Origin of the sequence: Aeromicrobium sp. IC_218 (assembly GCF_004336805.1) — a bacterium.
In the GTDB taxonomy this organism is placed as follows: Bacteria; Actinomycetota; Actinomycetes; order Propionibacteriales; family Nocardioidaceae; genus Aeromicrobium.
The window spans coordinates 161,724-187,811 of the sequence record NZ_SJXM01000003.1; the positions used below are offsets into that span (position 1 = coordinate 161,724).

At 73.1% G+C, this 26,088-nt stretch carries 27 protein-coding genes; 23 read left to right on the top strand and 4 right to left on the bottom strand.

All coding sequences use genetic code 11. The features are described 5' to 3' along the window. Nucleotides 1–139: 139 nt before the first annotated feature. From mraZ to E0W78_RS04980, 19 genes are all read left to right on the top strand, one after another. Entirely contained in the window at nt 140–592 is a 453-nt protein-coding gene (gene mraZ / locus E0W78_RS04895) for a division/cell wall cluster transcriptional repressor MraZ (RefSeq protein ID WP_242686234.1), read from the top strand. A 124-nt stretch (nt 593–716) separates the two neighbouring features. After that, nucleotides 717–842 carry a hypothetical protein gene (locus E0W78_RS16950; RefSeq protein ID WP_278249419.1) on the top strand — a complete coding sequence of 42 codons (126 nt, stop codon included), beginning with the start codon at nt 717–719 and terminating at the stop codon, nt 840–842. Beyond that, entirely contained in the window at nt 839–1,780 is a 942-nt protein-coding gene (gene rsmH / locus E0W78_RS04900; protein WP_131402737.1) for a 16S rRNA (cytosine(1402)-N(4))-methyltransferase RsmH, read from the top strand. Before E0W78_RS16950 ends, rsmH begins: the two co-directional genes overlap by 4 nt. Beyond that, nucleotides 1,777–2,199: a hypothetical protein gene (locus E0W78_RS04905; protein WP_131402738.1), complete on the top strand. Its 423-nt coding sequence runs from the start codon at nt 1,777–1,779 to the stop codon at nt 2,197–2,199. The genes rsmH and E0W78_RS04905 overlap by 4 nt, the downstream gene beginning before the upstream one ends. Beyond that, nucleotides 2,196–3,950 carry a penicillin-binding protein 2 gene (locus E0W78_RS04910; RefSeq protein WP_131402739.1) on the top strand — a complete coding sequence of 585 codons (1,755 nt, stop codon included), beginning with the start codon at nt 2,196–2,198 and terminating at the stop codon, nt 3,948–3,950. Before E0W78_RS04905 ends, E0W78_RS04910 begins: the two co-directional genes overlap by 4 nt. A 57-nt stretch (nt 3,951–4,007) precedes the next feature. Beyond that, nucleotides 4,008–5,519 (top strand): UDP-N-acetylmuramoyl-L-alanyl-D-glutamate--2,6-diaminopimelate ligase, encoded by a 1,512-nt coding sequence (locus tag E0W78_RS04915; RefSeq protein WP_207392638.1) that lies wholly within the window; start codon nt 4,008–4,010, stop codon nt 5,517–5,519. Continuing rightward, nucleotides 5,516–6,868: a UDP-N-acetylmuramoyl-tripeptide--D-alanyl-D-alanine ligase gene (murF, locus tag E0W78_RS04920; protein ID WP_131402740.1), complete on the top strand. Its 1,353-nt coding sequence runs from the start codon at nt 5,516–5,518 to the stop codon at nt 6,866–6,868. The genes E0W78_RS04915 and murF overlap by 4 nt, the downstream gene beginning before the upstream one ends. 63 nt (nt 6,869–6,931) lie before the next feature. After that, a complete protein-coding gene (gene mraY / locus E0W78_RS04925) occupies nt 6,932–7,999 on the top strand; it encodes a phospho-N-acetylmuramoyl-pentapeptide-transferase (RefSeq protein ID WP_131402741.1) in 1,068 nt (355 codons plus the stop codon). Continuing rightward, entirely contained in the window at nt 7,996–9,486 is a 1,491-nt protein-coding gene (gene murD, locus E0W78_RS04930) for a UDP-N-acetylmuramoyl-L-alanine--D-glutamate ligase (protein WP_242686235.1), read from the top strand. Before mraY ends, murD begins: the two co-directional genes overlap by 4 nt. Before the next feature lie 21 nt (nt 9,487–9,507). After that, nucleotides 9,508–10,740 (top strand): putative lipid II flippase FtsW, encoded by a 1,233-nt coding sequence (ftsW, locus tag E0W78_RS04935; RefSeq protein WP_131402743.1) that lies wholly within the window; start codon nt 9,508–9,510, stop codon nt 10,738–10,740. Nucleotides 10,741–10,744: 4 nt separating this feature from the next. After that, on the top strand, nt 10,745–11,824 hold the full coding sequence (gene murG / locus E0W78_RS04940; RefSeq protein ID WP_131402744.1) for an undecaprenyldiphospho-muramoylpentapeptide beta-N-acetylglucosaminyltransferase: 1,080 nt from the start codon (nt 10,745–10,747) through the stop codon (nt 11,822–11,824). Further along, nucleotides 11,821–13,218, top strand: a complete 1,398-nt coding sequence (gene murC, locus E0W78_RS04945) for a UDP-N-acetylmuramate--L-alanine ligase (protein ID WP_131402745.1) — start codon at nt 11,821–11,823, stop codon at nt 13,216–13,218. The genes murG and murC overlap by 4 nt, the downstream gene beginning before the upstream one ends. Further along, the gene (locus tag E0W78_RS04950) at nt 13,215–13,940 is read left to right on the top strand and encodes an FtsQ-type POTRA domain-containing protein (protein ID WP_131402746.1); all 726 of its coding nucleotides are present in this window, start codon (nt 13,215–13,217) and stop codon (nt 13,938–13,940) included. The genes murC and E0W78_RS04950 overlap by 4 nt, the downstream gene beginning before the upstream one ends. A 165-nt stretch (nt 13,941–14,105) precedes the next feature. Further along, nucleotides 14,106–15,242 carry a cell division protein FtsZ gene (ftsZ, locus tag E0W78_RS04955; protein WP_131402747.1) on the top strand — a complete coding sequence of 379 codons (1,137 nt, stop codon included), beginning with the start codon at nt 14,106–14,108 and terminating at the stop codon, nt 15,240–15,242. Nucleotides 15,243–15,244: 2 nt separating this feature from the next. Continuing rightward, nucleotides 15,245–15,970 carry a peptidoglycan editing factor PgeF gene (gene pgeF, locus E0W78_RS04960; RefSeq protein ID WP_242686236.1) on the top strand — a complete coding sequence of 242 codons (726 nt, stop codon included), beginning with the start codon at nt 15,245–15,247 and terminating at the stop codon, nt 15,968–15,970. Further along, a complete protein-coding gene (locus E0W78_RS04965; RefSeq protein WP_131402748.1) occupies nt 15,963–16,661 on the top strand; it encodes a YggS family pyridoxal phosphate-dependent enzyme in 699 nt (232 codons plus the stop codon). The genes pgeF and E0W78_RS04965 overlap by 8 nt, the downstream gene beginning before the upstream one ends. A gap of 34 nt (nt 16,662–16,695) precedes the next feature. After that, nucleotides 16,696–17,166: a cell division protein SepF gene (gene sepF, locus E0W78_RS04970; RefSeq protein WP_038951890.1), complete on the top strand. Its 471-nt coding sequence runs from the start codon at nt 16,696–16,698 to the stop codon at nt 17,164–17,166. Nucleotides 17,167–17,172: 6 nt separating this feature from the next. Next, complete coding sequence (locus E0W78_RS04975) at nt 17,173–17,463, top strand: YggT family protein (protein ID WP_131402749.1); 291 nt, start codon at nt 17,173–17,175, stop codon at nt 17,461–17,463. 94 nt (nt 17,464–17,557) lie between these two features. Next, complete coding sequence (locus E0W78_RS04980; RefSeq protein ID WP_131402750.1) at nt 17,558–18,373, top strand: DivIVA domain-containing protein; 816 nt, start codon at nt 17,558–17,560, stop codon at nt 18,371–18,373. A gap of 73 nt (nt 18,374–18,446) precedes the next feature. On the opposite strand, the gene E0W78_RS04985 is transcribed toward E0W78_RS04980, so the two are convergent. From E0W78_RS04985 to ileS, 3 genes are read right to left on the bottom strand one after another with little or no spacing between them, the layout of a single operon-like run. Then, nucleotides 18,447–18,887 (bottom strand): hypothetical protein, encoded by a 441-nt coding sequence (locus E0W78_RS04985; protein ID WP_131402751.1) that lies wholly within the window; start codon nt 18,885–18,887, stop codon nt 18,447–18,449. Continuing rightward, a complete protein-coding gene (locus tag E0W78_RS04990; protein ID WP_131402752.1) occupies nt 18,874–19,308 on the bottom strand; it encodes a hypothetical protein in 435 nt (144 codons plus the stop codon). The genes E0W78_RS04985 and E0W78_RS04990 overlap by 14 nt, the downstream gene beginning before the upstream one ends. Then, nucleotides 19,305–22,442: an isoleucine--tRNA ligase gene (ileS, locus tag E0W78_RS04995; protein ID WP_278249420.1), complete on the bottom strand. Its 3,138-nt coding sequence runs from the start codon at nt 22,440–22,442 to the stop codon at nt 19,305–19,307. The genes E0W78_RS04990 and ileS overlap by 4 nt, the downstream gene beginning before the upstream one ends. Before the next feature lie 93 nt (nt 22,443–22,535). Here ileS and E0W78_RS05000 point away from each other — a divergent pair, with 93 nt between their 5' ends. From E0W78_RS05000 to E0W78_RS05015, 4 genes are all read left to right on the top strand, one after another. Further along, complete coding sequence (locus E0W78_RS05000; protein WP_131402753.1) at nt 22,536–22,937, top strand: TraR/DksA family transcriptional regulator; 402 nt, start codon at nt 22,536–22,538, stop codon at nt 22,935–22,937. A 26-nt stretch (nt 22,938–22,963) separates the two neighbouring features. Continuing rightward, a complete protein-coding gene (locus E0W78_RS05005; protein WP_347559430.1) occupies nt 22,964–23,356 on the top strand; it encodes a DUF6578 domain-containing protein in 393 nt (130 codons plus the stop codon). Between the two features lie 73 nt (nt 23,357–23,429). Continuing rightward, nucleotides 23,430–23,969: a signal peptidase II gene (lspA, locus tag E0W78_RS05010; protein WP_131402755.1), complete on the top strand. Its 540-nt coding sequence runs from the start codon at nt 23,430–23,432 to the stop codon at nt 23,967–23,969. Beyond that, entirely contained in the window at nt 23,966–24,901 is a 936-nt protein-coding gene (locus E0W78_RS05015; protein ID WP_131402756.1) for an RluA family pseudouridine synthase, read from the top strand. The genes lspA and E0W78_RS05015 overlap by 4 nt, the downstream gene beginning before the upstream one ends. A 96-nt stretch (nt 24,902–24,997) precedes the next feature. On the opposite strand, the gene E0W78_RS05020 is transcribed toward E0W78_RS05015, so the two are convergent. Beyond that, complete coding sequence (locus E0W78_RS05020; protein WP_131402757.1) at nt 24,998–25,972, bottom strand: DUF559 domain-containing protein; 975 nt, start codon at nt 25,970–25,972, stop codon at nt 24,998–25,000. Between the last annotated feature and the right edge of the window lie 116 nt (nt 25,973–26,088).

Here is a 26,088-nt window from a genome sequence, read left to right on the forward strand (position 1 = left end):
ACGGCGATCCCGGCCCGTCTCACGCCCCACGTACCACGGCACAGAAACGCCGTGACGTGGGGCGTTTTGCGTTGACGGTGGGGGATTGTGGAGTAAGGTGGGGGAAAGTGGTGGACCTGGGAGCGTAGGAGGAAGCGAGGTGAGTCCCGTTGAGCTGGTCAATTTCTTCGGCACCTACACGCCGCGCCTCGACGACAAGGGCCGCCTGTTCCTGCCGGCCAAGTTCCGTCCCCGCCTCGACGGGGGCGTCGTGCTGACCCGCGGCCAGGAGAACTGCGTCTACGGCTGGACGCCGGAGAGCTTCAACACCTTCACCGACGAGCTGCGGCGCGCGCCGATCACCGACAAGCGCAGCCGCAACTTCGCTCGCATGCTCTTCTCCGGCGCCTCGCAGGAGGTCCCCGACAAGCAGGGACGCATCGCGGTGCCAGCGGTGCTGCGCGAGTGGGCGTCGCTGGACAAGGACTGCGTCGTGATCGGTGCGATGGACCGCATCGAGATCTGGGACGCCGCGCGCTGGAACCAGTTCCAGGAGAACGAGTCGGCGGCCTTCGCCGACATGTCCGACGAGGTGATGCCCGGCGACTTCTGATCGCGCGTGCTGATCTTCGACCGGTTGTCTCTGGCGCCACTTCCCCGGCGCCAGATCCACCCGGCCGGAGATCAGGACCCACGAGCAGGACGCCGGGCCCGGTACGAGCCCAAGGAGGGGAGCGATGGACACGACGACGCGACGCGTGCGTGAGCGGCTGGCCGACTCGGCCGCCGTCATGGCGTTCTCCCTCGGCACCAGCGCCCTGATCGCCGGGCTGCTCGCCCTCGCCCTGGGAGCGGTCGCATGACGCAGCACGTGCCGGTCATGCTCACGCGCATCCTGGAGCTGCTCGAGCCCGCGCTGACCACCCCCGACGCCGTCGTCGTCGACGCCACCCTCGGCCTGGGCGGTCACGCCGAGGCCCTGCTCACCGCCTTCCCCGACGTCCGGCTGGTCGGCATCGACCGTGACCCCGAGGCGCTCTCGCGCGCGGGGGAGCGGCTCGCCCCGTTCGGCGACCGCGTGCACCTCGCGCACGCCGTCTACGACGAGATCGGCACCGTGCTGTCCGACGCCGCGATCCCCGAGGTCGCCGGCGTCCTGTTCGACCTCGGTGTCTCCTCCATGCAGCTCGACCTGGCCGAGCGCGGGTTCGCGTACAGCCAGGACGCGCCGCTGGACATGCGCATGAACCCGGAGGACCCGCTCACCGCCGCGGACGTCCTCAACACCTACGACGCCCGCGAGCTGACCCGCGTCCTGCGCGACTTCGGCGAGGAGAAGTTCGCCCGCCGCATCGCCGACGCCGTGGTCGCCGCCCGCGCCGAGGAGCCGTTCACGACGAGCGCCCGCCTGGTCGACCTCGTCCGCGACGCCATCCCCGCGCCCGCCCGGCGCACCGGTGGCAACCCCTCGAAGCGCACGTTCCAGGCGCTGCGCATCGAGGTGAACGCCGAGCTCGCCGTCCTGACCCGTGCCGTGCCCGCCGCCCTCGAGGTCACCCGCGTCGGGGGGCGCGTCGTGTCCATGGCCTACCAGTCCTTGGAGGACCGCATCGTGAAGCGCGCCTTCTCCGCGGTGACCGCCTCGCGCGCCCCCCGCGACCTGCCCCAGGTGCCCGACGAGATGCTGCCCCGGTTCGCGCTCGTGACGCGCGGTGCCGAGCAGGCGTCGGACGCCGAGATCGAGGAGAACCGCCGGGCCAAGCCCGTGCGTGTCCGAGCCGTGGAGCGGGTGGCGCGATGAGCACCTCCGCCGCCGGGGCGGCCCGTCGCCTCGCCGCCCGCACCGTCCCGTCCGCACCGCGGCTGCGGCTCGTGCCGGCACCGTCCACCACGCGTGGGCGCACGCCGTTCGTCGGCCTGGTCATCGTCCTGCTGTCGCTGGGCCTGACCGGGCTCATCGTGCTGAGCACGGTGCTGCAGCGCCAGGCGTTCGAGATGCAGGACCTCGACCGCACCGCCGACCGTCTGCAGACCCAGCACGACGCGCTCGCCGCGCAGGTGGCCGAGAGCCGCAGCCCCGGCCGGCTCGCCGCCGAGGCCGTGCGCCTGGGCATGGTCCCGAACACCAACCCCGTCTTCCTGCGGCTCAGCGACGGCTCCGTCGTCGGCATGCCGCGGCCGGCCGAGAAGGGCACCAACGTGAAGCGGGTGGACCGATGACCGGGGTCGGCGCGACCCACGCCATGACCCACAAGCGACTGCGCGCGTGCCTGGTGCTGGTGCTGACCGTGCTGGTGCTGTTCGGCGTCCGGCTGTTCCAGATCCAGGGCATCGACAGCGCGGCGTTCGCCGCCAAGGCCGTGCAGGACGGCACCGACACCGTCGTCGTCCCGGCTCCGCGCGGCTCGATCACCGACCGCAACGGCATCGACCTGGCCGCGAACGTGGAGGGCATCACGCTCACCGCCGACCCGACCATGACCACGGCGGACGCCCCGCAGGTCGCCGCGGTGCTCACCGGCGTCTTCGACGACCTCGACTACTTCTCGCTGGTCGAGAAGCTCCGCACGCCCAAGTCGCGCTACGTCGTCCTCGTCAAGCAGGCTCCGGCGACCAAGGCGCAGAAGGCGCTGGACCGGCTCAAGGAGAAGGGCCTGGTCGGCGTCTTCAGCGACTCCGCGCCCATCCGCACCTACCCGGGCGGCTCGCTCGCGGCGAACCTCGTCGGGTACCTGAATGCGCAGGGCGAGGGCGTCGCCGGGCTCGAGCGCACCTACGACGAGCAGCTGCAGGGCAAGGACGGCCGGATGACGTACGAGGTCGCGCCCAGCGGCCAGCGCATCCCGCAGGCCGACACGACCGTCGACGAGATGGTGCCGGGCAAGGACGTCGTCACGACGATCGACCGCGACCTGCAGTGGTACGCCGACCAGCGCCTGGCCGACGGCGTGCGCTCCAGCAGCGCCGACTGGGGCCTGGCCATCACCATGGACGTCACCAACGGCGAGATCGTCCAGCTGTCGCAGTACCCGTCGTTCGACCCCGACACCCGCACGGGCATGACCGAGAAGAACACGGTCGCCCGCGCCTGGCAGACGGTCTACGAGCCCGGCTCGGTCATCAAGACGCTGACCATGGCGGCGCTCGCCGACCAGGGCCTGGTCTCGGCCGACACCAAGATCAAGGTGCCGGGCTCGATGACGATCGACGGCTTCAACATCAGCGACTACTGGGACCACGGCACGATCAAGCTCACCGCGGCCGGCGTCATCGCGCAGTCGTCCAACATGGGCACGATCGTCGCCTCGCAGCAGATGAAGAGCTCGACGCTGCACTCGTACCTGAGCAAGTTCGGCCTCGGCAGCAAGACCGGGGTCGGGCTGCCCGGCGAGTCCAAGGGCATCCTCGTGCCGGCCGAGCGCTGGTCGCGCTCGCAGGCGGCCACGGTCACGTTCGGCCAGGGCGTCTCGGTCACCGCGCTGCAGATGGTCAAGGCCGTGGGCGCGATCGCGAACGGCGGCGTGGCGGTCGAGCCCACCGTGGTGTCCGGCCTCAAGGCGGGCGACGGCTCGGTCGAGAAGCCGGCGCGGGCGAAGGGTCAGCGGGTCGTCAGCCAGCAGGCGGCCAAGCAGGTCACCCGGATGATGGAGGCCGTGACGGCCGACGACGGCACCGCTCCGGCGGCGCAGATCGAGGGCTACCGCGTCGCCGGCAAGACCGGAACGGCGTGGCGAGTGAACCCCGAGACCGGCCGCTACGTCCGGGGCCAGAACACGGTGTCGTTCATGGGCTTCGCGCCCGCGGACAACCCGCGCTTCGTCACGTACGTGGTGCTCGACAACCCCGTCTCGAGCGCGGGCGGCGGCTCCACGGCGGCGCCCGTCTTCCAGCAGGTCATGTCGATGGCGCTGGAGCGCTTCGGCATCGCCCCGACCGGCGCCAAGAGCCCGAAGGTCGCGCAGGACTGGTGACCGGCACCGCACGCCACGGCGTGCGGTCCGGGCACAGCCATGCCATAGGTTGGACCGGTGACGGGGACGATGCGGGTGCGCCCGAACGAGGCGCCGAGCCGGACGCTGGCGCAGGTGGCGAGGACGCTGGACGTCCCGACCGACGACACCTCCACGACGATCACCGGGCTGGCGCTCAACACCCGGGACGTGCGTCCCGGCGACCTGTACGCGGCCCTGCCCGGAGCCCGCGCGCACGGGGCCGACTACGCCGCCCAGGCCCGTGAGGCGGGCGCCGTGGCCGTGCTCACCGACGCCGACGGCGCCGCCCGGCTCGACGGCTCGCTGCCCGTGCTCGTCCACCCGGCCCCGCGGACGGTGCTGGCCGGCCTGGCCGCCGACCTCTACGACCACCCGTCCGCGGCGTTCACGACGCTCGGCGTCACCGGCACCCAGGGCAAGACGACCACGACCTACCTGGCCGAGGCCGCGCTCGGTGCCGAGCACGCCGCCGTGGTGGGCACCATCGGCACCCGGGTCAAGGGCGTGCCGGCGGCGTCCGCGCTCACCACGCCCGAGGCGCCCCAGCTGCAGGCCCTGTTCGCGGTGATGCGCGAGGAGCAGGTCCGGCTGTGCGCGATGGAGGTCTCCAGCCACGCGCTCGTGCAGGGCCGCGTCGACGGGTTCGCCTTCGACGTCGCGGTCTTCCTGAACCTGGGCCGCGACCACCTGGACTTCCACGGCGACGTGCAGTCGTACTTCGAGGCCAAGGCCTCGCTGTTCACCCCCGAGCACGCGCGCCACGCGGTGCTCAACGCCGACGACGAGCACGGCCGGCTGCTGGTGGAGCGCACGAGCCTGCCCGTCACCACGTTCTCGGTCGAGGGACGCGCCGCCGACTGGCGTGCGGTCAACGTCCGCCCGCACCGGCTCGGCTCCGACCTCACCGTGCTCGGCCCCGACGGGCTCGAGCTCGAGATGAGCGTGCCGCTGCCCGGCGTCTTCAACGTCTCGAACGCGCTGGCCGTCGTGGCCGCGCTGAGCACCGCGGGGCACGACCCGGCCGGCCTGGTCGCGGGCATCGGCCGCAGCACCGGCGTCCCCGGACGCATGGAGCGGGTCGAGCGCGGCCAGGAGTTCACCGCGGTCGTCGACTACGCCCACAAGCCCGACGCCGTCACCGCGGTGCTCGCCGCGCTGCGCCCGGTCACGCCCGGCCGCCTGGTCGTCGTGATCGGCGCCGGAGGCGACCGCGACCACGGCAAGCGCCCGCTCATGGGCGAGGCCGCCGCCGAGTGGGCCGACGTGCTCATCGTCACCGACGACAACCCGCGCACCGAGGACCCCGCGACGATCCGCGCCGCGGTGCTGGCCGGCGCCCGTGACGCGTCCGGCGTCGAGGTGGTCGAGATCGGTGGCCGCCGCGAGGCGATCGCCCACGCCGTCTCCCTGGCCCGTCGCGGCGACACCGTCGTGGTCGCCGGCAAGGGTCACGAGCAGGGCCAGGAGGTCGCCGGCGTCGTGCACCCGTTCGACGACCGCGAGGTGCTGGCCGAGCTGATCGACGCCGCGGGGGAGGGACCCGCGTGATCCCGCTGACCCTGGCCGAGCTGGCCGAGACCACGGGCGGGACGCTGCACGGCGACCCGGCCACCGTCGTGTCCGGCGCGCCGTTCGTCGACTCCCGGGCCGTCGAGCCCGGCGGCCTGTTCGTGGCCGTGGCCGGCGAGCACGTCGACGGGCACGACTACGCCGACGCCGCCCTGGCGGCCGGTGCCGCTGCGGTGCTGGCGTCGCGTCCGGTCGACGGGCCCAGCGTCGTCGTCGACGACGTGGTCGTCGCGCTCGGCCGCGTCGCCCGCCACGTCGTCGACCGCCTGGACGACCTCAAGGTCGTGGGCGTCACCGGCTCGGCCGGCAAGACGAGCGTCAAGGACCTGCTCGCCCACCTGCTGGCCGGCTTCGGCCCGACGGTCGCGCCGACGGGCTCCTTCAACAACGAGCTCGGCGTGCCGCTCACCGTGCTGCGCGCGGATGCCGGCACGCGCTTCCTGGTCGTCGAGATGGGTGCGCGCGGCATCGGGCACATCCGGCTGCTGTGCGACATCGCCCCGCCGGACGTCGGCGTCGTGCTCAACGTGGGCTCGGCCCACCTGGGCGAGTTCGGCTCGCCCGAGCGCACCGCCCAGGCCAAGGGCGAGCTCGTCGAGGCGCTGCGTCCCGACGGCGTCGCGGTGCTGAACGCCGACGACGCGCGCGTCGCGGCCATGGCGTCCCGCACCGTGGCGCCCGTCCTGACCTTCGGCGGTGAGGGCGCGGACGTCGGCGTCGTCGACGTCGCCCTGGACGCGTCCGGCGAGGTCGACCTCGTCGTCGCCCACCAGGGCCGGCGGCGTCCGGCCCACCTCCCGCTCCTCGGCGAGCACCAGGCGGCCAACGCCGCCGCCGCGCTCGCCGTCGTCCGCGCTCTCGGCCTGGACGTCGACCAGGCGGTCGACGCCCTCGCCTCGGCCCGCCCGGCGTCCCCGATGCGCATGCAGCGCGAGGAGCGCGCCGACGGGCTCGTCGTGGTCAACGACGCCTACAACGCGAACCCCGAGTCCGCGGCCGCCGCCGTCGACGCGCTCGCCGCCATGGGCGGTGAGGGCGCGACGTACGCCGTCCTGGGCGAGATGCTCGAGCTCGGGGAGGGCAGCGTCGCCGCCCACCGGGCGCTCGGCGAGCACGCCGTCGCCCGCGGCGTCGACCACGTGCTCGCCGTCGGCCCCGGAGCCGCTCCGGTGGCCGAGGGCGCGGGGGATCGCGGCCACGCCGTGCCCGACACCGACGCCGCCGTCGCGTGGCTGCGCGACCGCGTCGGCCCCGGGGACGCGGTGCTGGTCAAGGCCTCCCGCGGCTCGCGGCTCGAGCGAGTCGCCGACGCCCTCCTGACGGGGTGACGGCATACTTCTCGTTGTCCTGCTCGCCCTTGACTGTCGTCCCCCGAACGGAGCCCCTGCTCGATGAAGGCCATCCTGATCGCCGGTGCGGTCTCGCTGCTCGTGACGCTCCTGGGCACCCGGGTCGCCATCAGCGTGCTGGTGAAGCAGGGGTACGGGCAGCTGATCCGCGACGACGGCCCGACCTCGCACCACACCAAGCGCGGCACCCCGACGATGGGCGGACTGGTCATCATCCTGGCCGTCGTCATCGGCTACGGGGCGGCGATGCTGTTCACCCAGACCCAGCCGAGCGCGTCCACGCTGCTGCTGCTCTTCCTGTTCTGCGGCCTGGGCCTGATCGGCTTCCTGGACGACTTCATCAAGATCTTCAAGCAGCGCAGCCTCGGCCTGCGCAGCAAGGCCAAGCTCGTCGGGCAGACGCTCATCGGCCTGATCTTCGCCGTGCTCGCGATCAACATCGAGGACGACGAGGGCTCGACGGTCATCACGCACGCCGTCTCGTTCACGCGTGACATCGACGGCTGGGTGCTGCCCACCGTCCTGCTGGTCATCTGGGTGCTGGTGCTCATCGCCGGCACCAGCAACGGCGTCAACCTGACCGACGGCCTCGACGGCCTGGCCACGGGCACCTGCGCGATGATCTTCGGCGCCTACGTGATCATCAACATCTGGCAGAGCAACCAGAACTGCGACACCAACCCGCTCGTCTCCAAGTGCTACGAGGTGCGCGACCCGCTCGACCTGGCCGTCGTGGCGTCCGCCCTCATGGGTGCCTGCATCGGCTTCCTGTGGTGGAACGCGGCCCCCGCCAAGATCTTCATGGGCGACACCGGCTCGCTGTCGCTCGGCGGCGCGATCGCCGGCCTGGCCCTCATGACCCGCACCGAGCTGCTGCTCGTCGTGCTCGGCGGCCTGCTCGTGGCCATCACGATGTCGGTCATCCTGCAGGTCGGGTTCTTCAAGCTCACCAAGGGAAAGCGGCTGTTCCGCATGGCCCCGCTGCAGCACCACTTCGAGCTGCTCGGCTGGGCCGAGGTCACGATCGTCGTCCGCTTCTGGCTGATCAGCGCGCTGTGCGTCGCGACCGGCCTGGGCATCTTCTACGCCGAGTGGGTCGCTTCCCTGTGACCGGCAGCGACGTCACGCAGCTGGGTCGCACCTCGGACTGGAGCGGCGTCCGCGCCGTCGTGGCCGGCTTCGGCCGCAGCGGGTTCGCCGCCGCCGACACCCTGCAGCACCTGGGCGCCCAGGTCGTCGTCGTGGACGAGCAGGAGCCCACCGCCATGGCCGAGCAGGCCGAGCTGATGCGCGTCCTGGGCGTCGACCTGCGGGTCGGCCCGGGCAGCACCGCGACGCTCCCGGAGCCGGTCGACCTCGTCGTCGTGTCCCCGGGATGGCGCCCGGACGCTCCGCTGCTGCGCCAGGCGCTCGACGCCGGCGTGCCCGTGTGGGGCGAGGTCGAGCTGGCCTGGCGCCTGCGCGGCGACGACGCCGCGCCGTGGCTCGTCGTCACCGGCACCAACGGCAAGACGACCACCGTGCAGATGCTCGAGGCCATGCTGCTCGCCCACGGCGAGCGGGCGATCGCGGTCGGCAACGTCGGCACTCCCGTGCTCGAGGCGGTCATGGACCCCGAGCCGTGGGACGCGCTGGCCGTCGAGCTGTCGAGCTTCCAGCTGTACTGGCAGACGTCCATGTCGGCGCAGGCGGCCGCGGTGCTGAACCTCGCGCCCGACCACCTGGACTGGCACGCCGCCGAGCCGGGCGGCGCCGACGACCCGATGGGCCACTACGCCGCCGCGAAGGGCAAGGCGTACGAGCACGCGCAGGTCGCCTGCGTCTACAACGTCGACGACCCCGCCACCGAGCGGCTGGTCGAGGAGGCGGACGTCGTGGAGGGCTGCCGCGCGATCGGCTTCACCCTCGGCGTCCCGGCCCCGAGCATGGTGGGCCTGGTCGAGGACGTGCTCGCCGACCGCGCGTTCGTGGAGAACCGCACGACGTCCGCCGCCGAGCTGGGCACGCTCCGCGACCTCGAGCAGGCGCTGGGCCGCACGCCCGCCCCGCACCAGGTGGCCAACGCGCTCGCGGCGGCCGCGCTCGCGCTGGCCCACGGCGTGCCGCCGAAGGCGGTCCGCGACGGGCTGCGCTCGTTCCGGCCCGACGCCCACCGCATCGAGCAGGTCGCCGAGTCCGGCGGCGTCACCTGGGTCGACGACAGCAAGGCCACCAACACCCATGCCGCGCTCGCCTCGCTGCGCGGTGTCGAGCACGCGGTCTGGATCGCCGGCGGCCTGGCGAAGGGCGCCTCGTTCGACGAGCTCGTCGAGCAGGCCGCCGACCGGATGCGGGCGGTGGTGCTGATCGGCCGCGACCGCGAGGTGATCGCCGAGGCGCTGCGGCGACACGCGCCCGATGTGCCCGTCGTCGAGGTCGAGCCGGGGGAGACTGACCTCATGGACCGCGTCGTGGACGCGGCCGCGTCGTTCGCCCGGCCGGGCGACACGGTGCTGCTGGCCCCCGGCTGCGCGTCCATGGACCAGTTCGAGAGCTACGGCGCCCGGGGGGACGCGTTCGCTGCGGCGGTACGACGAAGGGTGCACGAGCAGCCGTAACGGCGCAGACGAGGGAGCGGGATGGCCACCAGCACGGAGCCGGCACGCCCGACCCGCCACGGCTTCCTGGCCGGGGTGCGCAGCGCCTTCGACCGGCCGCTGACCTCCTACCAGCTCGTGCTGGGCGTCGGCACGATCCTGCTGTGCCTGGGCCTGGTCATGGTGCTCAGCGCCAGCTCGGTGCTCGCCCTGCGCCAGCACGACAACGCCTTCTACTACTTCGAGCGCCAGCTGCTCTTCGCCGTCGTCGGCGGCGTCGGAGCGGTCGTGGCCGCCAAGCTGCCGTTCCGGACGCTGCACTGGCTGACCTACCCGGTGCTGATCGGCAGCGTCGCGCTCATCGTCGCCACCTACGTGATCGGCGTCGAGATCCGGGGCAACCGCAACTGGCTCCCGCTGGCCGGCGGCTTCATGCTGCAGCCCTCGGAGTTCGCCAAGCTCGCCGTCGTCCTGTGGGTGGCGCACCTGTACTCGCGCAAGCAGAAGCTGCTCGGCCGCACGTCCCACGTGCTCGTGCCGATGCTGCCCGTGACCGCGGGCGTCGCGCTGCTCGTCGTCGGCCAGAACGACCTCGGCACCGCGCTGGTGCTGTTCGCCGTCATGCTCGGCATGCTGTGGGTGGCCGGCCTCAAGAGCCGCCCGCTCATGGCCATCCTGCTCACGCTCGGCGCCGTGCTCGTGTTCTTCGTCGCCGCCGCGCCCCACCGCGTCGCCCGTCTGCTGACGTTCATGGACCCCATGTCGGCGCCCGACACCGACGGCTACCAGTCGATCCACAGCCGGATGGCGTTCGCCAGCGGCCAGTTCTGGGGCGTCGGCCTCGGCGGCAGCCGGCAGAAGTGGGGCACGCTGCCCGAGGCCCACAACGACTTCATCCTGGCCATCATCGGCGAGGAGCTCGGCCTGTTCGGCGCCTGCGTGGTGCTCGTGCTGTTCGGCTTGCTGGCCTACGCCGGCATCCGCATCGCCACCCGCACGCGCGAGCCGTACGCCCGCTACCTGGCCGCCGGCATCACCATCTGGCTGCTCGCCCAGGCCCTGATCAACATCGGCATGGTGCTCGGCCTGCTGCCCGTCATCGGCATCCCGCTGCCGCTGATCTCCTCGGGCGGATCCAGCCTGATGACCACCCTGGTGGCCGTGGGCCTTCTGGTTAACTGTGCCAAGAGCGAGCCCGGCGCGAAGCGTGCGCTGGAGGCCCGCGCCGCGCGTCGCTCCGGCCGCGGACTCATCGGGATCGGACGGAGGGGCTGACGGGGTGCGAGTGCTGCTAGCCGGGGGAGGGACCGCCGGCCACACGTCACCACTGCTCGCGACCGCGCAGGCGCTCACCGAGATCGACGCGTCCGTCGAGATCACGTGCCTGGGCACCCCGCGCGGCCTGGAGGTGACGCTCGTCCCGCAGGCCGGCTACGACCTCGAGCTCGTCCCGCCCGTCCCGCTGCCGCGCTCGGTCGGTGCCGACCTGCTCAAGGTGCCGGTCCGGCTGCGTCGAGCGGTCAAGGCCACCGCGGACGTCATGGAGCGCGTGCGGCCCGACGTCGTGGTCGGCTTCGGCGGGTACGTCTCGGTGCCGGCCTACCTCGCCGCCCGCCGCCGGGGCATCCCGATCGTCGTCCACGAGGGCAACGCCCTGCCCGGCGTCGCCAACAAGCTGGGCGCGCGGCTCACCTCGCACGTCGCCACGAGCTTCCCCGCCACCGACCTGCCGCACGCCGACTACCTCGGCCTGCCCATCCGCCGGGCCATCTCCGGGCTCGACCGCGCCGCCACGCGAGCCGAGGCGCGGGCGTTCTTCGGCCTCGACCCCGACCGTCCGACGTTGCTCGTCACCGGCGGCTCGCAGGGCGCCCGTCGCATCAACCACGCCGTCTCGGCGGCCGCCGGCGCGCTGGCCGAGGCCGGCGTCCAGGTGCTGCACGCCGCCGGACGTCCCGAGGAGGTCCAGCCCGAGCGCGTCGAGGGTGGCCCGCCGTACGTCGTCGAGCCGTTCATCGACCGCATGGACCTGGCCCTGGCCGCCGCCGACCTCATCGTGTGCCGCTCCGGCGCGAACACGGTCATCGAGGTCGCCGCCGTCGGGCTCCCGGCGGTCTTCGTGCCGCTGCCGCACGGCAACGGCGAGCAGGCGCTCAACGCCAGCGCCGTCGTCCAGGCCGGCGGCGCGCTGCTGATCGACGACGAGGCGCTCACCGCGGCGTGGATCACCGACGTCGTCACGCCGCTCGTGCGCGACCCCGAGCGCCTGGCCGCGATGTCGGCGGCCGCGTCCGACCTCGTGCCGCGCGACGCGGACGTCCGCCTGGCGCACCTGGTGCTGCAGGCGGCCGACCGATGAGGATCGACGTCCCCGAGCACGTCGTCCCGGCCGCCGAGCTGCGCCGCGTCCACCTCGTCGGCGTCGGGGGCGCGGGCCTGTCGGCCATCGCCCGGCTGCTGGCCGCCCGGGGCGTGGAGGTCTCCGGCAGCGACGCCCACGACTCCGCCGTCCTGCAGGCGCTGCGCTCCGAGGGCGTCACCGGCCACGTCGGCCACGCCGCCGAGCACGTCGGCGACGTCGACGCCGTCATCGCCTCCACCGCCGTCCGCGAGGACAACCCCGAGGTCGTCGCCGCGCTCGAGCGGGGCGTCGCCCTGTGGCCGCGCTCGGCCGGCATGCAGTCGGTGCTGACCGGCCACCGCGTCGTGGCGGTCGCCGGCACCCACGGCAAGACCACGACCACCGCGATGCTCGCCGTCGCGCTGACCGAGGCCGGGCTCGACCCGTCCTACGCGATCGGCGCCGAGGTGCCCGCGCTCGGCACCAACGCCCACCTGGGCGGGGAGCTGTTCGTGGCCGAGGCCGACGAGAGCGACGGCGCCTTCCTGGTCTACACCCCGGCCGTCGGCGTCGTGACCAACGTCGACGCCGACCACCTCGACACCTGGGGCACGGTCGAGGCCTACGAGGAGGCGTTCGAGCAGTTCGTCTCGCACCTCGGCGAGGCCGTCGTCCTGTGCGCCGACGACCCGGTGGCGGTGCGGCTCGCGGGTCCGGCGCGCGAGCGCGGGCTGCGGGTCGTCACGGCGGGCCTGGCCGACGACGCCGACGTCCGCGCCAGCGACCTGCGGGTCGAGGGTGGCCGCACGTCCTTCGACGTCATTGCGTTCGGCGAGCCCCTCGGCCGCGCCGAGCTGGCGGTGCCCGGACGTCACTACGCGGTCGACGCGCTGCTGGCCCTGGCCGCGGGTCTGGTCGTCGGCGGCGATCCCGCGGCGCTGCTGCGCGGCCTCGGACGCCACCAGGGCGCCAAGCGCCGCATGGAGCACCGCGGCGACGCGGGCGGCGTCCGCGTCTACGACTCCTACGCCCACCACCCGACCGAGATCGCCGCCGACCTCGAGGCCGCCCGGTCGCTGGCCGGCGACGACCGTCTCGTGGTCGCGTTCCAGCCGCACCTGGTCAGTCGCACGCGCACCCACGGTGCCGCGATGGGCCGCGCGCTCGCCGCGGCCGACGAGGTGCTGGTCGCCGACATCTACCTCGCCCGCGAGGACCCGGACCCCGAGGTCACCGCCGCGCTGGTGGTCGAGGCCGCGGGGGCCGAGCACGTCCGGGCCGGCGGCTCGCTGGACGACGTCGAGCGCGAGCTCGTCCGCGTGCTGCGTCCCGGCGACCTGCTGCTCACGCTCGGTGCCGGCGACGTCACGACGCTCGGACCGGCGGTGCTGGCGGCGCTGGAGACTCGGTGAGCCAGCGGCTGTTCGAGCAGCGACGTCGCGCCGGCCGCTGGCAGCGCTGGCGGTGGAGGGTCCTGGCCCTCCTCGTGGTCGTCCTGCTCGGCGCCGCCGCCTACGTGCTCTGGTTCTCGGACGTCCTCGGCGTCCGGGACGTCGAGGTCCGCGGCGTCACCACCCTCGAGCCCGCCCAGGTGCTCGCCGTCGCGAAGGTGCCGACGGGCGAGCCGCTGGCCCGGCTCGACACCGGCGCCGTCGAGCGTCGCGTCACCGAGCAGCTGCCGCGGGTCGCCACGGTCGAGGTCCGCCGCGACTGGCCGCACGGCGTGGTCGTCGACGTCACCGAGCGGGTCGCCGTGGTGTGGACGCGCGACGACGGCACGGTCCGCGCGCTGGACGCCGAGGGCGTCGCCTTCCGCACCTTCACGCGGGCGCCCAAGGACCTGCTCGAGGTCACGTCCACGGCGACGGGGGAGCGGAGCCGCCGCCGGGCCGTCGCGGCGGCCGCCCAGGTGCTCGCCGACGTGAAGCGACGCGCGCCCGAGCTGTACCAGGACGTCCGCAGCGTCCGCGCCGACACCCGCGACGACGTCCGCCTGGAGCTGCGTCGCGGCCGCACGCTGGTGTGGGGGAGCCCGGACCAGACCACGGCCAAGCTGCGCGTCGTCGACCGGCTGCTCGACCTGCGGGCGAAGGTCTACGACGTCAGCGCGCCCGACACGCCCACCACCAGCTGACCCGTCCGAACCCGAGCACGTCCGTCGGCGTGTCGGCGCCGCGCACGGCGGTGCGGTCCGTAGATTCAGTGGTGTCGAGGTTGACATAACTATAACCCTGAGGTCAAGGGTTAGGGTTCAGCTCCGGCCCCGAGTCTTCGAAGTATCAGCGAAAGGTGCGAGCCGATGGCCGTGCAGAACTACCTCGCCGTCATCAAGGTCGTCGGTATCGGCGGTGGCGGTGTCAACGCCGTCAACCGCATGATCGAGGTCGGCCTCAAGGGTGTCGAGTTCATCGCCATCAACACCGACGCGCAGGCGCTGCTCATGAGCGACGCCGACGTCAAGCTCGACGTGGGCCGCGAGTCCACGCGCGGCCTGGGCGCCGGTGCCAACCCCGACATCGGCAAGCGCGCCGCCGAGGACCACGCCGAGGAGATCGAGGCGGCCATCAAGGGCGCCGACATGGTCTTCGTGACGGCGGGCGAGGGCGGCGGCACCGGCACCGGTGGCGCCCCGGTCGTGGCCCGTATCGCGCGCTCGCTCGGGGCCCTGACGATCGGCGTGGTCACGCGTCCGTTCAAGTTCGAGGGCCGCAGCCGCTCCATGCAGGCCGAGGCCGGCATCGAGGCGCTCCGCGAGGAGGTCGACACCCTCATCGTCATCCCGAACGACCGCCTGCTGAGCATCAGCGACAAGAACGTCAGCCTGCTCGACTCCTTCCGCCAGGCCGACCAGGTCCTGCTGCAGGGCGTCTCGGGCATCACCGAGCTCATCACGACGCCGGGCCTGATCAACCTCGACTTCGCCGACGTCAAGTCGGTCATGTCCGACGCCGGCTCGGCGCTCATGGGCATCGGCTCGGCCCGCGGTGAGCAGCGTGCGGCGGTCGCGGCCGAGATGGCCGTCTCCAGCCCGCTGCTCGAGGCTTCCATCGAGGGGGCCCGCGGCGTGCTGCTGTCGATCGCCGGTGGCTCGGACCTCGGCCTGTTCGAGATCAACGAGGCGGCCGGCCTGGTCGCCGACGCGGTCCACCCCGAGGCGAAGATCATCTTCGGCGCGGTCATCGACGACGCCCTGGGCGACGAGGTCCGCGTGACCGTCATCGCCGCCGGCTTCGACGGCGGCGAGCCCAAGGCGCGCGACGCCGAGCGTCCGGCGCTGCTCAAGGAGCGGCCGACGACGGCCGGCGAGGTGGCCGAGGCCTCCGCGTCGCCGGCCGCCGCCCCGGCTCCCGAGCCGCGTCGCGAGGTCCCGCCGGCCGCCCAGCCGATGAACGTCGACTACGACGACGACCTCGACGTCCCGGACTTCCTGCGCTGATCGTGGATCGCGACGCCGTGCTGCACGACCGGGCCAAGGCCGGCCCGGTCGTCGTCGCGCTCACCGCGCGCGCCGGCGGCGTCAGCGAGGGGCCCTACGGGCGCCTCAACCTCGGTGACCACGTGGGCGACGACCCCGCGGCGGTCGCCGAGAACCTGCGCCGGCTCGCCGACGCGCTCGACGTCGAGCGGGTCGTCGCGATGACGCAGGTGCACGGCCACGACGTGGCCGTCGTCGGGTCCGGCTCCGAGGAGCCGACCGCCGACGCCATGGTCACCGCCGAGCCGGGCGTGGCGCTGCTGGTCCGCGTGGCCGACTGCCTGCCCGTCGTCCTGGCCGACCCCGAGTCCGGGGTCGTGGGCGTCGCCCACGCCGGCCGCAAGGGGCTCGAGCTCGGGGTCGTCCCGCGCACCGTCGGGGCCATGCGCGAGCACGGTGCCGCGGGCCTGCACGCGTGGATCGGCCCGCACGCGTGCGGCCGCTGCTACGAGGTGCCGGCCGACATGGCCGCCGAGGTCGAGCGGGCGGCACCCGGCAGCGCGTCCCGCACGTCCTGGGGCACCGCCGCCATCGACCTCGCGGCCGGCGTGACGGCCCAGCTCACCGCCGCCGACGTGCTCGTCGAGCAGCTGCCCGGCTGCACGATCGAGGACGACACCTTCTTCTCCCACCGCCGTCAGGGCGGCACCGCCGGACGCTTCGCCATGGTGGTGGTCAACCGTGGATAGGCGCGCCGAGCTCGAGCAGAACCTCGCCGCGGTCGAGCGCCGCATCGCCGCCGCGTGCGACGACGCCGGACGCGTGCGCGCCGACGTCCACCTGGTCGTCGTCACCAAGACCTACCCCGCGTCCGACGTCGATCTGCTCACCGGGCTCGGCGTCACCGACGTGGGGGAGAACCGCCACCCCGAGGCCCGCGACAAGCGCGAGCAGGTCGCGGGCGACCTGCGCTGGCACTTCGTCGGCGGGCTGCAGTCCAACAAGGCCGCCGCCGTCGCCCGGTACGCGGACGTCGTACAGAGCGTCGACCGGGTCAAGCTCGTCGGCGCGCTCTCGCGCGGAGCCGCCGAGTCCGGTCGCGAGGTCACGTGCCTCGTGCAGGTCGACCTCGACGACCCCGCGTCGCACGACGGACGCTCGGGGGCGACCCCTGCCGACGTCCCGGCCGTGGCCGACGCGATCGCCGCGGCGGACGGGCTCGTGCTCGGCGGCGTCATGGCCGTCGCGCCGCTCGGGGCCGACCCGGCTCCCGCGTTCGACCGGCTCGCGGAGGTCGCGGAGCGGCTGCGGACCGACCACCCCGGGGCCACCACGATCTCGGCGGGCATGAGCGGCGACCTCGAGGCCGCCGTCCACGCCGGCGCGACACACCTGCGCGTCGGGCGCTCGGTGCTCGGCGAACGCGGCACCACGCACTAATCTCAGACTTGTCATTTCCCCAGGAGGAGCAACCATGGCTGGCGCAATGCGGAAGATGGGCGAGTACCTCGGTCTCGTCGTCCAGGCCGACGACGAGGACTACGTCGAGGAGCCCACCCCGGCGCGCACCCCCGCGCCCCGTCAGCAGCCTGCGCCCGTGGCGCACATCGAGGAGCGGCGCAAGCCCGCCCCGGTGGCGACCGCGGCGGCTCCGGCGGTCGAGTCGCTGGCGCGCATCGAGACGGTGACGCCGCGCTCGTACAACGACGCGCGCACGCTCGGCGAGCACTACCGCGCCGGCGTCCCGGTCATCATGAACCTCTCCGAGATCGACGAGGACGACGCCAAGCGGCTGGTCGACTTCGCGGCCGGGCTCGTGTTCGCCGTCCGCGGCACCATCAACCGCGTCACCCCCAAGGTGTTCCTGCTGTCGCCGGAGAACGTCGTCGTGAGCGACGAGGACCGGCAGCGGATCGTCGAGGGCGGATTCTTCAACCAGAGCTGAGCGCGCGTGGAAATCGTCGGATCCTTCATCGCGCTGGTCCTGTGGCTGGCGCTCGTCCTGCTCATCGCGCGGTTCGTCCTGGACTGGGTGCAGCTGCTCGCCCGCAGCTGGCGTCCCAGCGGCTTCGTGGCCGTGCTCTGCGAGGCCATCTACACCGTCACCGACCCGCCGCTGCGGCTCGTGCGGGGCGTCGTCCCGCCGATCCGTCTGGGCGGTGCGTCGCTCGACCTGTCGCCGATGATCCTCATCATCGTGATCTACCTGCTGCAGATCATCAACCGCATCATCTTCTTCTGAGCCGTCGGCACGGAGCCTGTGGCAGCCAGCCGTCGGCACGGAGTACGGTGGACCCTGAACATCTTCCTGACCGTGACACATTTGAGGTGAACTCATGCCGTTGACGCCCGAGGACGTGCGCAACAAGCGCTTTACCCCCGTCCGTCTTCGCGAGGGCTATGACATGGGCGAGGTGGACCAGTTCCTCGACGAGGTGGAGGCGGAGCTCGAGCGCCTGACCAAGGAGAACGAGGAGCTCAAGGCCCAGCTCGCGGCTGCGTCCAGCGGTGAGGCCACCGGTGTCATCTCGGCGGTCCCCGCGCCCGCCACGACCGGCACGTTCCCGGCCGTCCAGGAGCAGGCCCCGGCCCCCGAGCCGGAGCCCGAGCCGGAGCCCGAGCCCGAGCCGGAGCCGGCCCCGCAGCCGGTCGCCCCGCCCGTCGTGGCCGCCGTGCCCGAGCCCGAGCGCAAGACGAGCATGTCCGAGGCGTCCACCGCCGCGGCCCGCCTGCTCGAGATCGCCTCGACCAACGCCGACCAGCTCATGGAGTCGGCGAAGGAGGAGGCCGACCGCATCGTCGGCGAGGCCAAGACCAAGGCCGAGCGCATCCTCAACGAGGCGCGCGGCAAGGCCGACCGCCTCGAGACCGAGTCGCGCATCCGTGCGCAGAAGCTCGACGAGGAGACCAACGAGCGTCGTCAGCAGTCCATCGCCGCGATCGAGCGGGAGCGCTACGAGCTCCAGCGCGACGTCGAGCACCTGCGGGCGTACGAGCGCGAGTACCGCGCCCGGCTCAAGAACTACTTCCAGAGCCAGCTCGACGGCCTGGAGGTGCAGGAGAACGGCACCTCGACCCCGGTCGAGGCCCCGGCGCAGGCCGAGCCCAAGCGACTCCGCTCGCTGCTCGGCGACGACGACTCCTCGCTGTAAGCACGTCAGGACCACGAGGGCCCCGCACCGTTCGGTGCGGGGCCCTCGTGTGTCCGGGGCGGTGGGGCCCGGGTCAGCCGGTGACGGGGTCGGCCCGAGCCGGCCGACGCGGGCGACGGGTCGCGAGGACGCCGAGGCCTGCCGTGGCCAGCACGAGCAGCGGGGACAGGCCGAGGAAGACCCGGGCGTCCCGGCTCAGGCCGACGTCGTGCGTCGTGCCGGCCACCTGCACGGTGCCGGACCACCGGTCCTTGCGGACCTCGTCGCCGGGCTCGAGCAGCCGGGCGACCCGGCGGTCGAGGTGACGCGGAGGGCCGTCGTCGAGGGCGACCATCCAGACGTCGTCGACGCCCGGATGCTTCTCGTGACGGACCTCGACGGACGTCACCGTGCCGTCGAGCGACAGGGGGAGCGTGGAGCGGGCGACGAACGCCCAGGCGCCGATCCCGACGAGCAGCACGCCGGTCACGACCAGTGCCACGACGGGCCCGCGCAGGCGCTCAGGCGAAGGCAAGGACGAACCCTCCCACCAGCAGCACGAGCGCGGCGACGCCGGCCACGAGCGCGGACCGGTCGCGGGGCGCCGCCGCGACCATGCCGAGGCCGGCGAGCACCGCGCCCAGGCTCTGGTTGGCCAGGTCGACGGGATCGAACTCGGCGAGGCGGAAGATCGTCGCCTCGGTGCCGACGCCGAGCAGGACCGCCAGCCAGGTGAGCGCGACCACGACCCGAGGTCGTCCCGGAAGCACGAGCGCGGCGACCGCGAGCAGGGCGTACGTGCCGCCCGCACCGGCCAGGAAGTGCCCGGCGTAGTCGGTGCGGTCGGGGAACAGCACCCCGTACGCCGCGCCGACGAGCAGCACGACGACCACCGACGGCAGCGCCGCCGGGACGCGCACGAGCGCGTCCCCGGCCGGTCGCTGCGCCGTGCTCACGCCTTGGCGAGGTCGAAGGCGAGGCCCAGCTCGTCGTCGCGGAACGCCGACGCGTCCGCCGACTCCTCGACCGAGACGGCCAGCACCTCGTCGGCGATGAGGCCGGCGTGGGCGCGCAGCGCCTCGGCGGCCTCGCCGGTCGCGGTCCAGCGCAGCGTGATGCGGTCGCTGACCTCCAGGCCGGACGACTTGCGCGCCTCCTGCACGAGCCGGACGGCCTCGCGGGCCAGGCCGGCGCGGCGGAGCTCGTCGTCGAGCTCGAGGTCGAGCGCGACCGTCTCGCCCTGGTCGTTGACGACCGACCAGCCCTCGCGCGGACGCTCCGACAGCAGCACCTCCTCGGCGCTCACCTCGACGTCCTCGCCCTCGACGACGACGGTCGCGGTGCCACTGCCGGCCAGCGCGTGGGCCAGCGCCGCGGCGTCGGCCGCGGCGATCGCGTTCGCGACCAGCGGGGTGCGCTTGGCGAAGCGCTTGCCGAGCACGCGGAAGTTGCCCTTGGCGCTGTAGTCGACCAGGTCGCCGCCGGCGTCGGCGAACGAGCCCAGCTCGCGGACGTTGAGCTCGTCGCACACCTCGCGGCGCAGCTCCTCGTCCAGGGCGGCGAAGGCGGCCGACGGGACGAGCGCGCGGCGCAGCGGCTGGCGCGTGCGCACCTTCGCCTCGGCGCGGGCGGCCCGGCCCAGCTCGGTGACGCGGCGAGCCAGGTCGACCGAGTCGGCCAGCCCCTCGACGGCGAGCGAGGAGTCGGCCGTGGGCCACGCGGCCAGGTGCACCGACGGCGCGGCGTCCGGGTCGACGGAGCGGACGACGTCCTGCCAGACGCGCTCGGCCAGGAACGGCGCGAGCGGGGCGAGCAGGCGCGTGACGACGTCCAGCACCTCGTGCAGCGTCGACAGTGCCGCGGCGTCGCCGCGCCAGAAGCGGCGGCGCGAGCGGCGGACGTACCAGTTGGACAGGTCGTCGATGAAGGTCGCGAGCAGCGAGCCGGCGGCCTGCGTGTCGAAGCGCTCGAGCGCCTCAGTGACGTCGCCGACGAGCTCGTGGGTCTGCGACAGCAGCCAGCGATCCAGCACCGGACGGTCGGCGGGCGCCGGTGCGGTGCTGGTGGCCGGCGACCAGCCCTCGGTGTTGGCGTACAGGACGTGGAAGGCCACGGTGTTCCAGTACGTCAGCATGACCTTGCGGACGATCTCGGCCAGCGCGTTGTGACCGATGCGGCGGGCCGACCACGGCGAGCCCGAGCAGGCCATGAACCAGCGCAGCGCGTCGGCGCCGTGCTCGTCCATGAGCGGCATGGGCAGCAGGATGTTGCCCAGGTGCTTGCTCATCTTGCGGCCGTCCTCGGCCAGGATGTGGCCCAGGCAGACGACGTTCTCGTACGAGCTCTGCTCGAAGACCAGGGTGCCGACGGCCATGAGCGAGTAGAACCAGCCGCGGGTCTGGTCGATCGCCTCGCAGATGTACTGCGCGGGGTAGGCGCGCTCGAGCTTCTCGGCCGAGCCCGGCACGTGCGGGTAGCCCCACTGCGCGAACGGCATCGAGCCGGAGTCGAACCACGCGTCGATGACCTCCGGCACGCGGCGGTAGGTGCCGGCCTCGCCGTCGACGGTGAAGGTCACGTCGTCGATGTAGGGCCGGTGCGGGTCGAGGTCGGCCAGGTCGCGGCCGGCCAGCTCGCCGAGCTCGGCCAGCGAGCCGACGCACACGACCTTGCTCGGGTCGGCGTCGTTGCGCCAGATCGGCAGCGGCGTGCCCCAGTAGCGGCTGCGCGACAGCGCCCAGTCGATGTTGTTGTCGAGCCAGTCGCCGTACCGACCGTGCTTGATCGTCTCGGGGAACCAGGACGTCTTCTCGTTCTCGGCGAGCAGCTGGTCCTTCACCTCGGTGGTGCGGACGTACCAGGCCGGCAGCGCGTAGTAGAGCAGGGCCGTGTGGCAGCGCCAGCAGTGCGGGTAGGCGTGCTCGTAGGCCAGCTCGCGGAACAGCAGGCCGCGCTGCTCCAGGTCGGCGACCAGGGTCGTGTCGGCGGTCTTGAAGAAGACGCCGCCGACGAGCGGCACGTCGTCCTCGAAGTGGCCGTCGGGGCGCACCGGGTTGACGACCGGCAGGCCGTACGCCTTGCCAACCGCCATGTCGTCCGCGCCGAACGCGGGGGACTGGTGCACCAGGCCGGTGCCGTCCTCGGTGGTGACGTACTCGGCCAGGACGACGAAGTGGGCGTCCGCGTCGAAGTCGACGAGCGCGAACGGGCGCTCGTACGTCCAGCGCTCCATGTCGCGGCCGCTGATCGTGTCGGTGACCTCCCAGCCCTCGCCGAGCGCCTTGGCCACGAGCGGCTCGGCGACCACGACGGACTCGGTGCCGTTCGTGGCGCGCACGTAGGCGACGTCGGGGTGGACGGCGACGGCCGTGTTCGAGACGAGCGTCCAGGGCGTGGTCGTCCAGACCAGCAGGGGGGTGCCGGCCCACGGGCCGCTGGTCAGCGGGAAGCGGACGTAGACCGACGGGTCGACGACGTCCTCGTAGCCCTGCGCGAGCTCGTGGTCGCTCAGGGTGGTGCCGCAGCGCGGGCAGTAGGGCGCGACGCGGAAGTCCTCGCTGAGCAGGCCCTTGTCGAAGATGGTCTTGAGCGCCCACCAGACGCTCTGGACGTACTCGCTGTCCATCGTCCGGTACGGGTCGGACATGTCGGTCCAGTAGGCCATGCGCTCGGTCATGTCCTCGAACAGGTCGACGTTGCGCAGCACCGACTCGCGGCACTTGGCGTTGAACTCGGCGATGCCGAACGCCTCGATGTCGGGCTTGCCGTTGAAGCCCAGCTCCTTCTCGACCGCGATCTCCACGGGCAGGCCGTGGCAGTCCCAGCCGGCCTTCCGCTCGACGTGGAAGCCCTGCATCGTCTTGAAGCGGGGGAAGACGTCCTTGAACACGCGGGCCTCGACGTGGTGCGTGCCGGGCGTGCCGTTCGCGGTCGGCGGGCCCTCGTAGAACGTCCAGCGCGGGGCGTCCCGGGTGGCCTCCAGGGACGCGTCGAACGTCCGGTTCTCGTCCCAGAACGACAGGATCTCGCGCTCCATCGCCGGCAGGTCGACGTGGGCGGGGACGGGGCGGTACCGAGGCGTCTGCGTCACGACGTGGAAGTCTACGGGGGAGCGCCCGGCTGGACGTCCACGGCCGAGGGCCGCCGAGTTGTCGCGCGCCCGGGGCGGGTCTACTGTCCGGGCATGCCCACCGAGAAGCTGGCCGTGCGCGAGGGCGAGGAGCCCTGGACCGACGCCGAGCGCGACGAGGTCCGCGCCGAGCTGCAGAACGACCTGGAGCGGCTGCGCCGCGAGCTGGACCTGTCCGCCCAGGACCTGCAGGACCTGCTGCGCGACGGTGCCGACGGCGCCGGTCGCGACCAGGCCGACGAGGGCTCGGTCGCCCTCGAGCGCGACTCCGAGATGAGCCTGGCCGCCAACCAGCGGATGCTGCTGGTGCAGACCGAGAAGGCGCTCGAGCGGCTCGGCTCGGGCGTGTACGGCGACTGCGAGTCCTGCGGCCAGCCGATCGGCAAGATGCGGCTGATGGCGTTCCCGCGGGCCACGCTGTGCGTGACGTGCAAGCAGCGCGAGGAGCGTCGCTGAGCCCAGCCGACCGCGCGGTCGTGTGGGTGGACTCGTGGCAGATGGAGTGCTGCGGCGATCCGTTCGCCGTTGGCGACGAGGTGACGTGGTTCCTCGACGATCGGACCGACCTCGCGTGGTGCGAGGCCGTGCTCGGGCCGGAGGTCGCAGGCCGCATCACCCACGCCGAGGAGCACCACGAGGACGGCGGGGAGCTTCCCGAGCGCACGGGGCGAGTCGTGAGCATCAGCCGGGCCTTGTGCGACTACGCGCCGACCACCGGCGACCGACGGTTCCTCCACCCCGTCCCCGGATCATCCGTGCTCGTGGCGGTCGACCGGTCCGACGAGGAGGACGGGGCCGCACCGAGGGGTCTCACCTTCATCGGATGGGTCGTCGACCTGGAGCTCCTCGAGGTGGACCACCCGGCACAGGTGTGAGGCGGCGCCTCCGCCGACCCCGGCGGCTGACGCGGCCGGAGGGCTGTGCGGCGTGTGGGAGACTCGCCCTGACATGGAAGCAGCGCGAGGAGCGTCGCTGACCCCGGCCGAGGACGGCCCCGGATCGCGACCATACGTCCTGACCTTCACCCTCGTCGCCCTCGGCGTGTGGGTGATCGACCAGCTCACCAAGCTGTGGGCGGTGGACCGGTTGCAGGGCGAGCCCTCGATCGAGGTGCTGCCCCCGGTGCTGAACCTGACGTTCGTGCGCAACCCCGGCGCCGCCTTCGGCATGGGCACCTCCATGACCGTCGTGCTCAGCATCGTCGCCGTCGCGGTGGCCGTCGTGGTCGTCCGCGCGGCGTCCCGGCTGCGCGACCGCGGCTGGGCGATCGGCCTGGGCCTGCTGCTCGGCGGCGCGATCGGCAACCTGACCGACCGCATCCTGCGTGAGCCGGCCGTCCTGCGCGGCCACGTCGTGGACTTCCTGGACTACGGTCCGTTCGTCGGCAACGTCGCGGACGTCGCGCTGACGTTCGCCGCCGTGATCATCGTGTGGCGCACCCTGCGCGGAGTCGGCCTGGACGGCCAGAAGGTCGAGGACGACGCATGACCACCCCCATGGAGCACAAGGTCCTGCGCGTCCCCGAGGGCCTGGCCGGCGAGCGCGTCGACGCCGCCCTGGCCCGGCTGCTCGGCCTGTCGCGCACCCGCGCGAGCGAGCTGGTCGCCGAGGGCCACGTCCTGCTGAACGGCCAGCCGCCGATGAAGTCCGAGCGGGTCGAGCCCGGCGCGCTGCTCGAAGCGTCCATCCCGGCGCCGCGCACGGCCGAGGTCGTCGCGCAGGCCGTCGAGGGCATGCGGATCGTCCACGACGACGACGACCTCGTCGTGGTCGACAAGCCGATCGGCGTCGCCGCCCACCCCAGCGTCGGCTGGGAGGGCCCCACCGTGCTGGGCCACCTCGCCGCCGCGGGCTACCGGATCTCGACGTCCGGCGCCCCCGAGCGCCAGGGCATCGTGCACCGCCTCGACGTCGGCACGAGCGGGCTCATGGCCGTGGCCAAGTCCGAGCACGCGTACACGGTGATGAAGCAGGCCTTCCGCACCCGCACCGTCGACAAGACGTACCACTCGCTCGTCCAGGGCCACCCGGACCCGCACACCGGCACGATCGACGCACCCATCGCGCGTCACCCCAAGCACGACTTCAAGTTCACGGTGAAGGCCGACGGACGTCCGAGCATCACGCACTACGACACGCTCGAGGCGCACCGCTACGCGTCCCTGCTGACGATCAAGCTCGAGACCGGCCGCACCCACCAGATCCGCGTGCACATGAGCGCGATCAAGCACCCGTGCGTCGGTGACCTGCAGTACGGCGCCGACCCCGTGCTGGCCCGCAAGGTGGGCCTGGAGCGGCAGTGGCTGCACGCGGTGAAGCTCGGCTTCCTGCACCCGCGCACCAACGAGTACGTCGAGTTCGAGTCGACCTACCCGGACGACCTGCAGCAGGCGCTCGACCGCGTCCGCAGCCTGGACTAGGTCACCCATCGCGTCCGCTCGCCTTCGCGCTGAGTGTGACGTTTCGGGGGTGGATCGGGCCGTGGGAGCCCTGAAACGTCACACTCAGCGGGACGGTCACGTCCAGGCTCGGGCGCCGGGCCACGCGTGCCACCAGGCGGGTTGCAGCGTCGTCCAGGTGCCGGGACCCGTCCGTGCGGCGTGTCCCGCGGCGCGACGGAGCCGGCGCACCAAGGCGGGTCGGTCGCGGTGGTCCAAGGCGGACACCCGGACGACCACGAGCCCGGCCTGCTCCAGCCGTTCCTCGCGCCGGTTGTCCTGCGCGTGCTGCTCGCGCTCGCGGTGGTGGTCACCGTCGACCTCCACGACGAGCCCGCGTCGCCGGTCCAGCAGGTCCACCACCCCGAGCAGCGTGCCCGCGAGGTCGAAGACGGGCACGTTGACCTCCAGTCGTCCGAGGTCCGCGTCCAGCCCGGCCACCAGGCGCGTGCGTGTCTCCCACGGACTGCAGGAGCGCTCGCTGCCGAGATCGAGTGCCCGCCGCGCCTGCACCAGGCCGCGGACCTTGTGGTGTGCGTCCACCACGGAGCGCACCCGGCGCAACGTCGTGTGCGGCAGGCCGGACGTGGACGAGACCGCCATGTCGAGCGCCACGACGGCGGCACGGAGGTCGCGCGCGGCCCGCATCTCGTCGAACACGGCACGGGCGAGCGACGTGACCCGGTATGCCTGGAGGTGGACGACCTCGTCGGGATGGAGCAGCCCGCGGAACGGTTCGATCCCAGCGCGACGCCTCACCTGCGTGCCCGGAGGGCAGTGCACCAGCACCGGTCGCAGGCCGGAGGGGGTGCGGCCGTCGAACCAGGCGCATCCCATCAGTGCGAGCGCGGCCCAGCCGCCGACCACGCCGTGCGGCCCGGCGACCGCCACGGCGCGCGCGACGTGGTCCAGCAGGTCGGACGACGTGGCGTCGGCCGGCCGCACCACGCCGTGCCCGGTCCGTCGCCACGACGGACCGCGCAGCAGGTCGGGCGTCGCCCCGGCCGCCAGGGCCGCGGACGTCCGACGGGAGTGGAGGAGGGGGTCGTCCATCGTCGAAGCGTCACCCGGGAGAGCCTCGGGGCACCGTGCTGCGTCCACATCCGTCCCCGCTGAGCGTGACGCTCCGGGGGTCGGATCGACCGCTGGAGCCCCGAAACGTCACACTC

Excerpts from the sequence above, each read along its gene's own strand:
- mraY (WP_131402741.1), top strand. The coding sequence starts at position 6,932 with ATGAAGGCCATCCTGATCGCCGGTGCGGTCTCGCTGCTCGTGACGCTC.
- ftsW (WP_131402743.1), top strand. The coding sequence starts at position 9,508 with ATGGCCACCAGCACGGAGCCGGCACGCCCGACCCGCCACGGCTTCCTG.
- murC (WP_131402745.1), top strand. The coding sequence starts at position 11,821 with ATGAGGATCGACGTCCCCGAGCACGTCGTCCCGGCCGCCGAGCTGCGC.
- lspA (WP_131402755.1), top strand. The coding sequence starts at position 23,430 with ATGGAAGCAGCGCGAGGAGCGTCGCTGACCCCGGCCGAGGACGGCCCC.
- E0W78_RS04910 (WP_131402739.1), top strand. The coding sequence starts at position 2,196 with ATGACCGGGGTCGGCGCGACCCACGCCATGACCCACAAGCGACTGCGC.
- sepF (WP_038951890.1), top strand. The coding sequence starts at position 16,696 with ATGGCTGGCGCAATGCGGAAGATGGGCGAGTACCTCGGTCTCGTCGTC.
- E0W78_RS05000 (WP_131402753.1), top strand. The coding sequence starts at position 22,536 with ATGCCCACCGAGAAGCTGGCCGTGCGCGAGGGCGAGGAGCCCTGGACC.
- E0W78_RS05015 (WP_131402756.1), top strand. The coding sequence starts at position 23,966 with ATGACCACCCCCATGGAGCACAAGGTCCTGCGCGTCCCCGAGGGCCTG.
- E0W78_RS04980 (WP_131402750.1), top strand. The coding sequence starts at position 17,558 with ATGCCGTTGACGCCCGAGGACGTGCGCAACAAGCGCTTTACCCCCGTC.
- E0W78_RS05020 (WP_131402757.1), bottom strand. The coding sequence starts at position 25,972 with ATGGACGACCCCCTCCTCCACTCCCGTCGGACGTCCGCGGCCCTGGCG.
- ftsZ (WP_131402747.1), top strand. The coding sequence starts at position 14,106 with ATGGCCGTGCAGAACTACCTCGCCGTCATCAAGGTCGTCGGTATCGGC.
- rsmH (WP_131402737.1), top strand. The coding sequence starts at position 839 with ATGACGCAGCACGTGCCGGTCATGCTCACGCGCATCCTGGAGCTGCTC.
- E0W78_RS04905 (WP_131402738.1), top strand. The coding sequence starts at position 1,777 with ATGAGCACCTCCGCCGCCGGGGCGGCCCGTCGCCTCGCCGCCCGCACC.
- E0W78_RS16950 (WP_278249419.1), top strand. The coding sequence starts at position 717 with ATGGACACGACGACGCGACGCGTGCGTGAGCGGCTGGCCGACTCGGCC.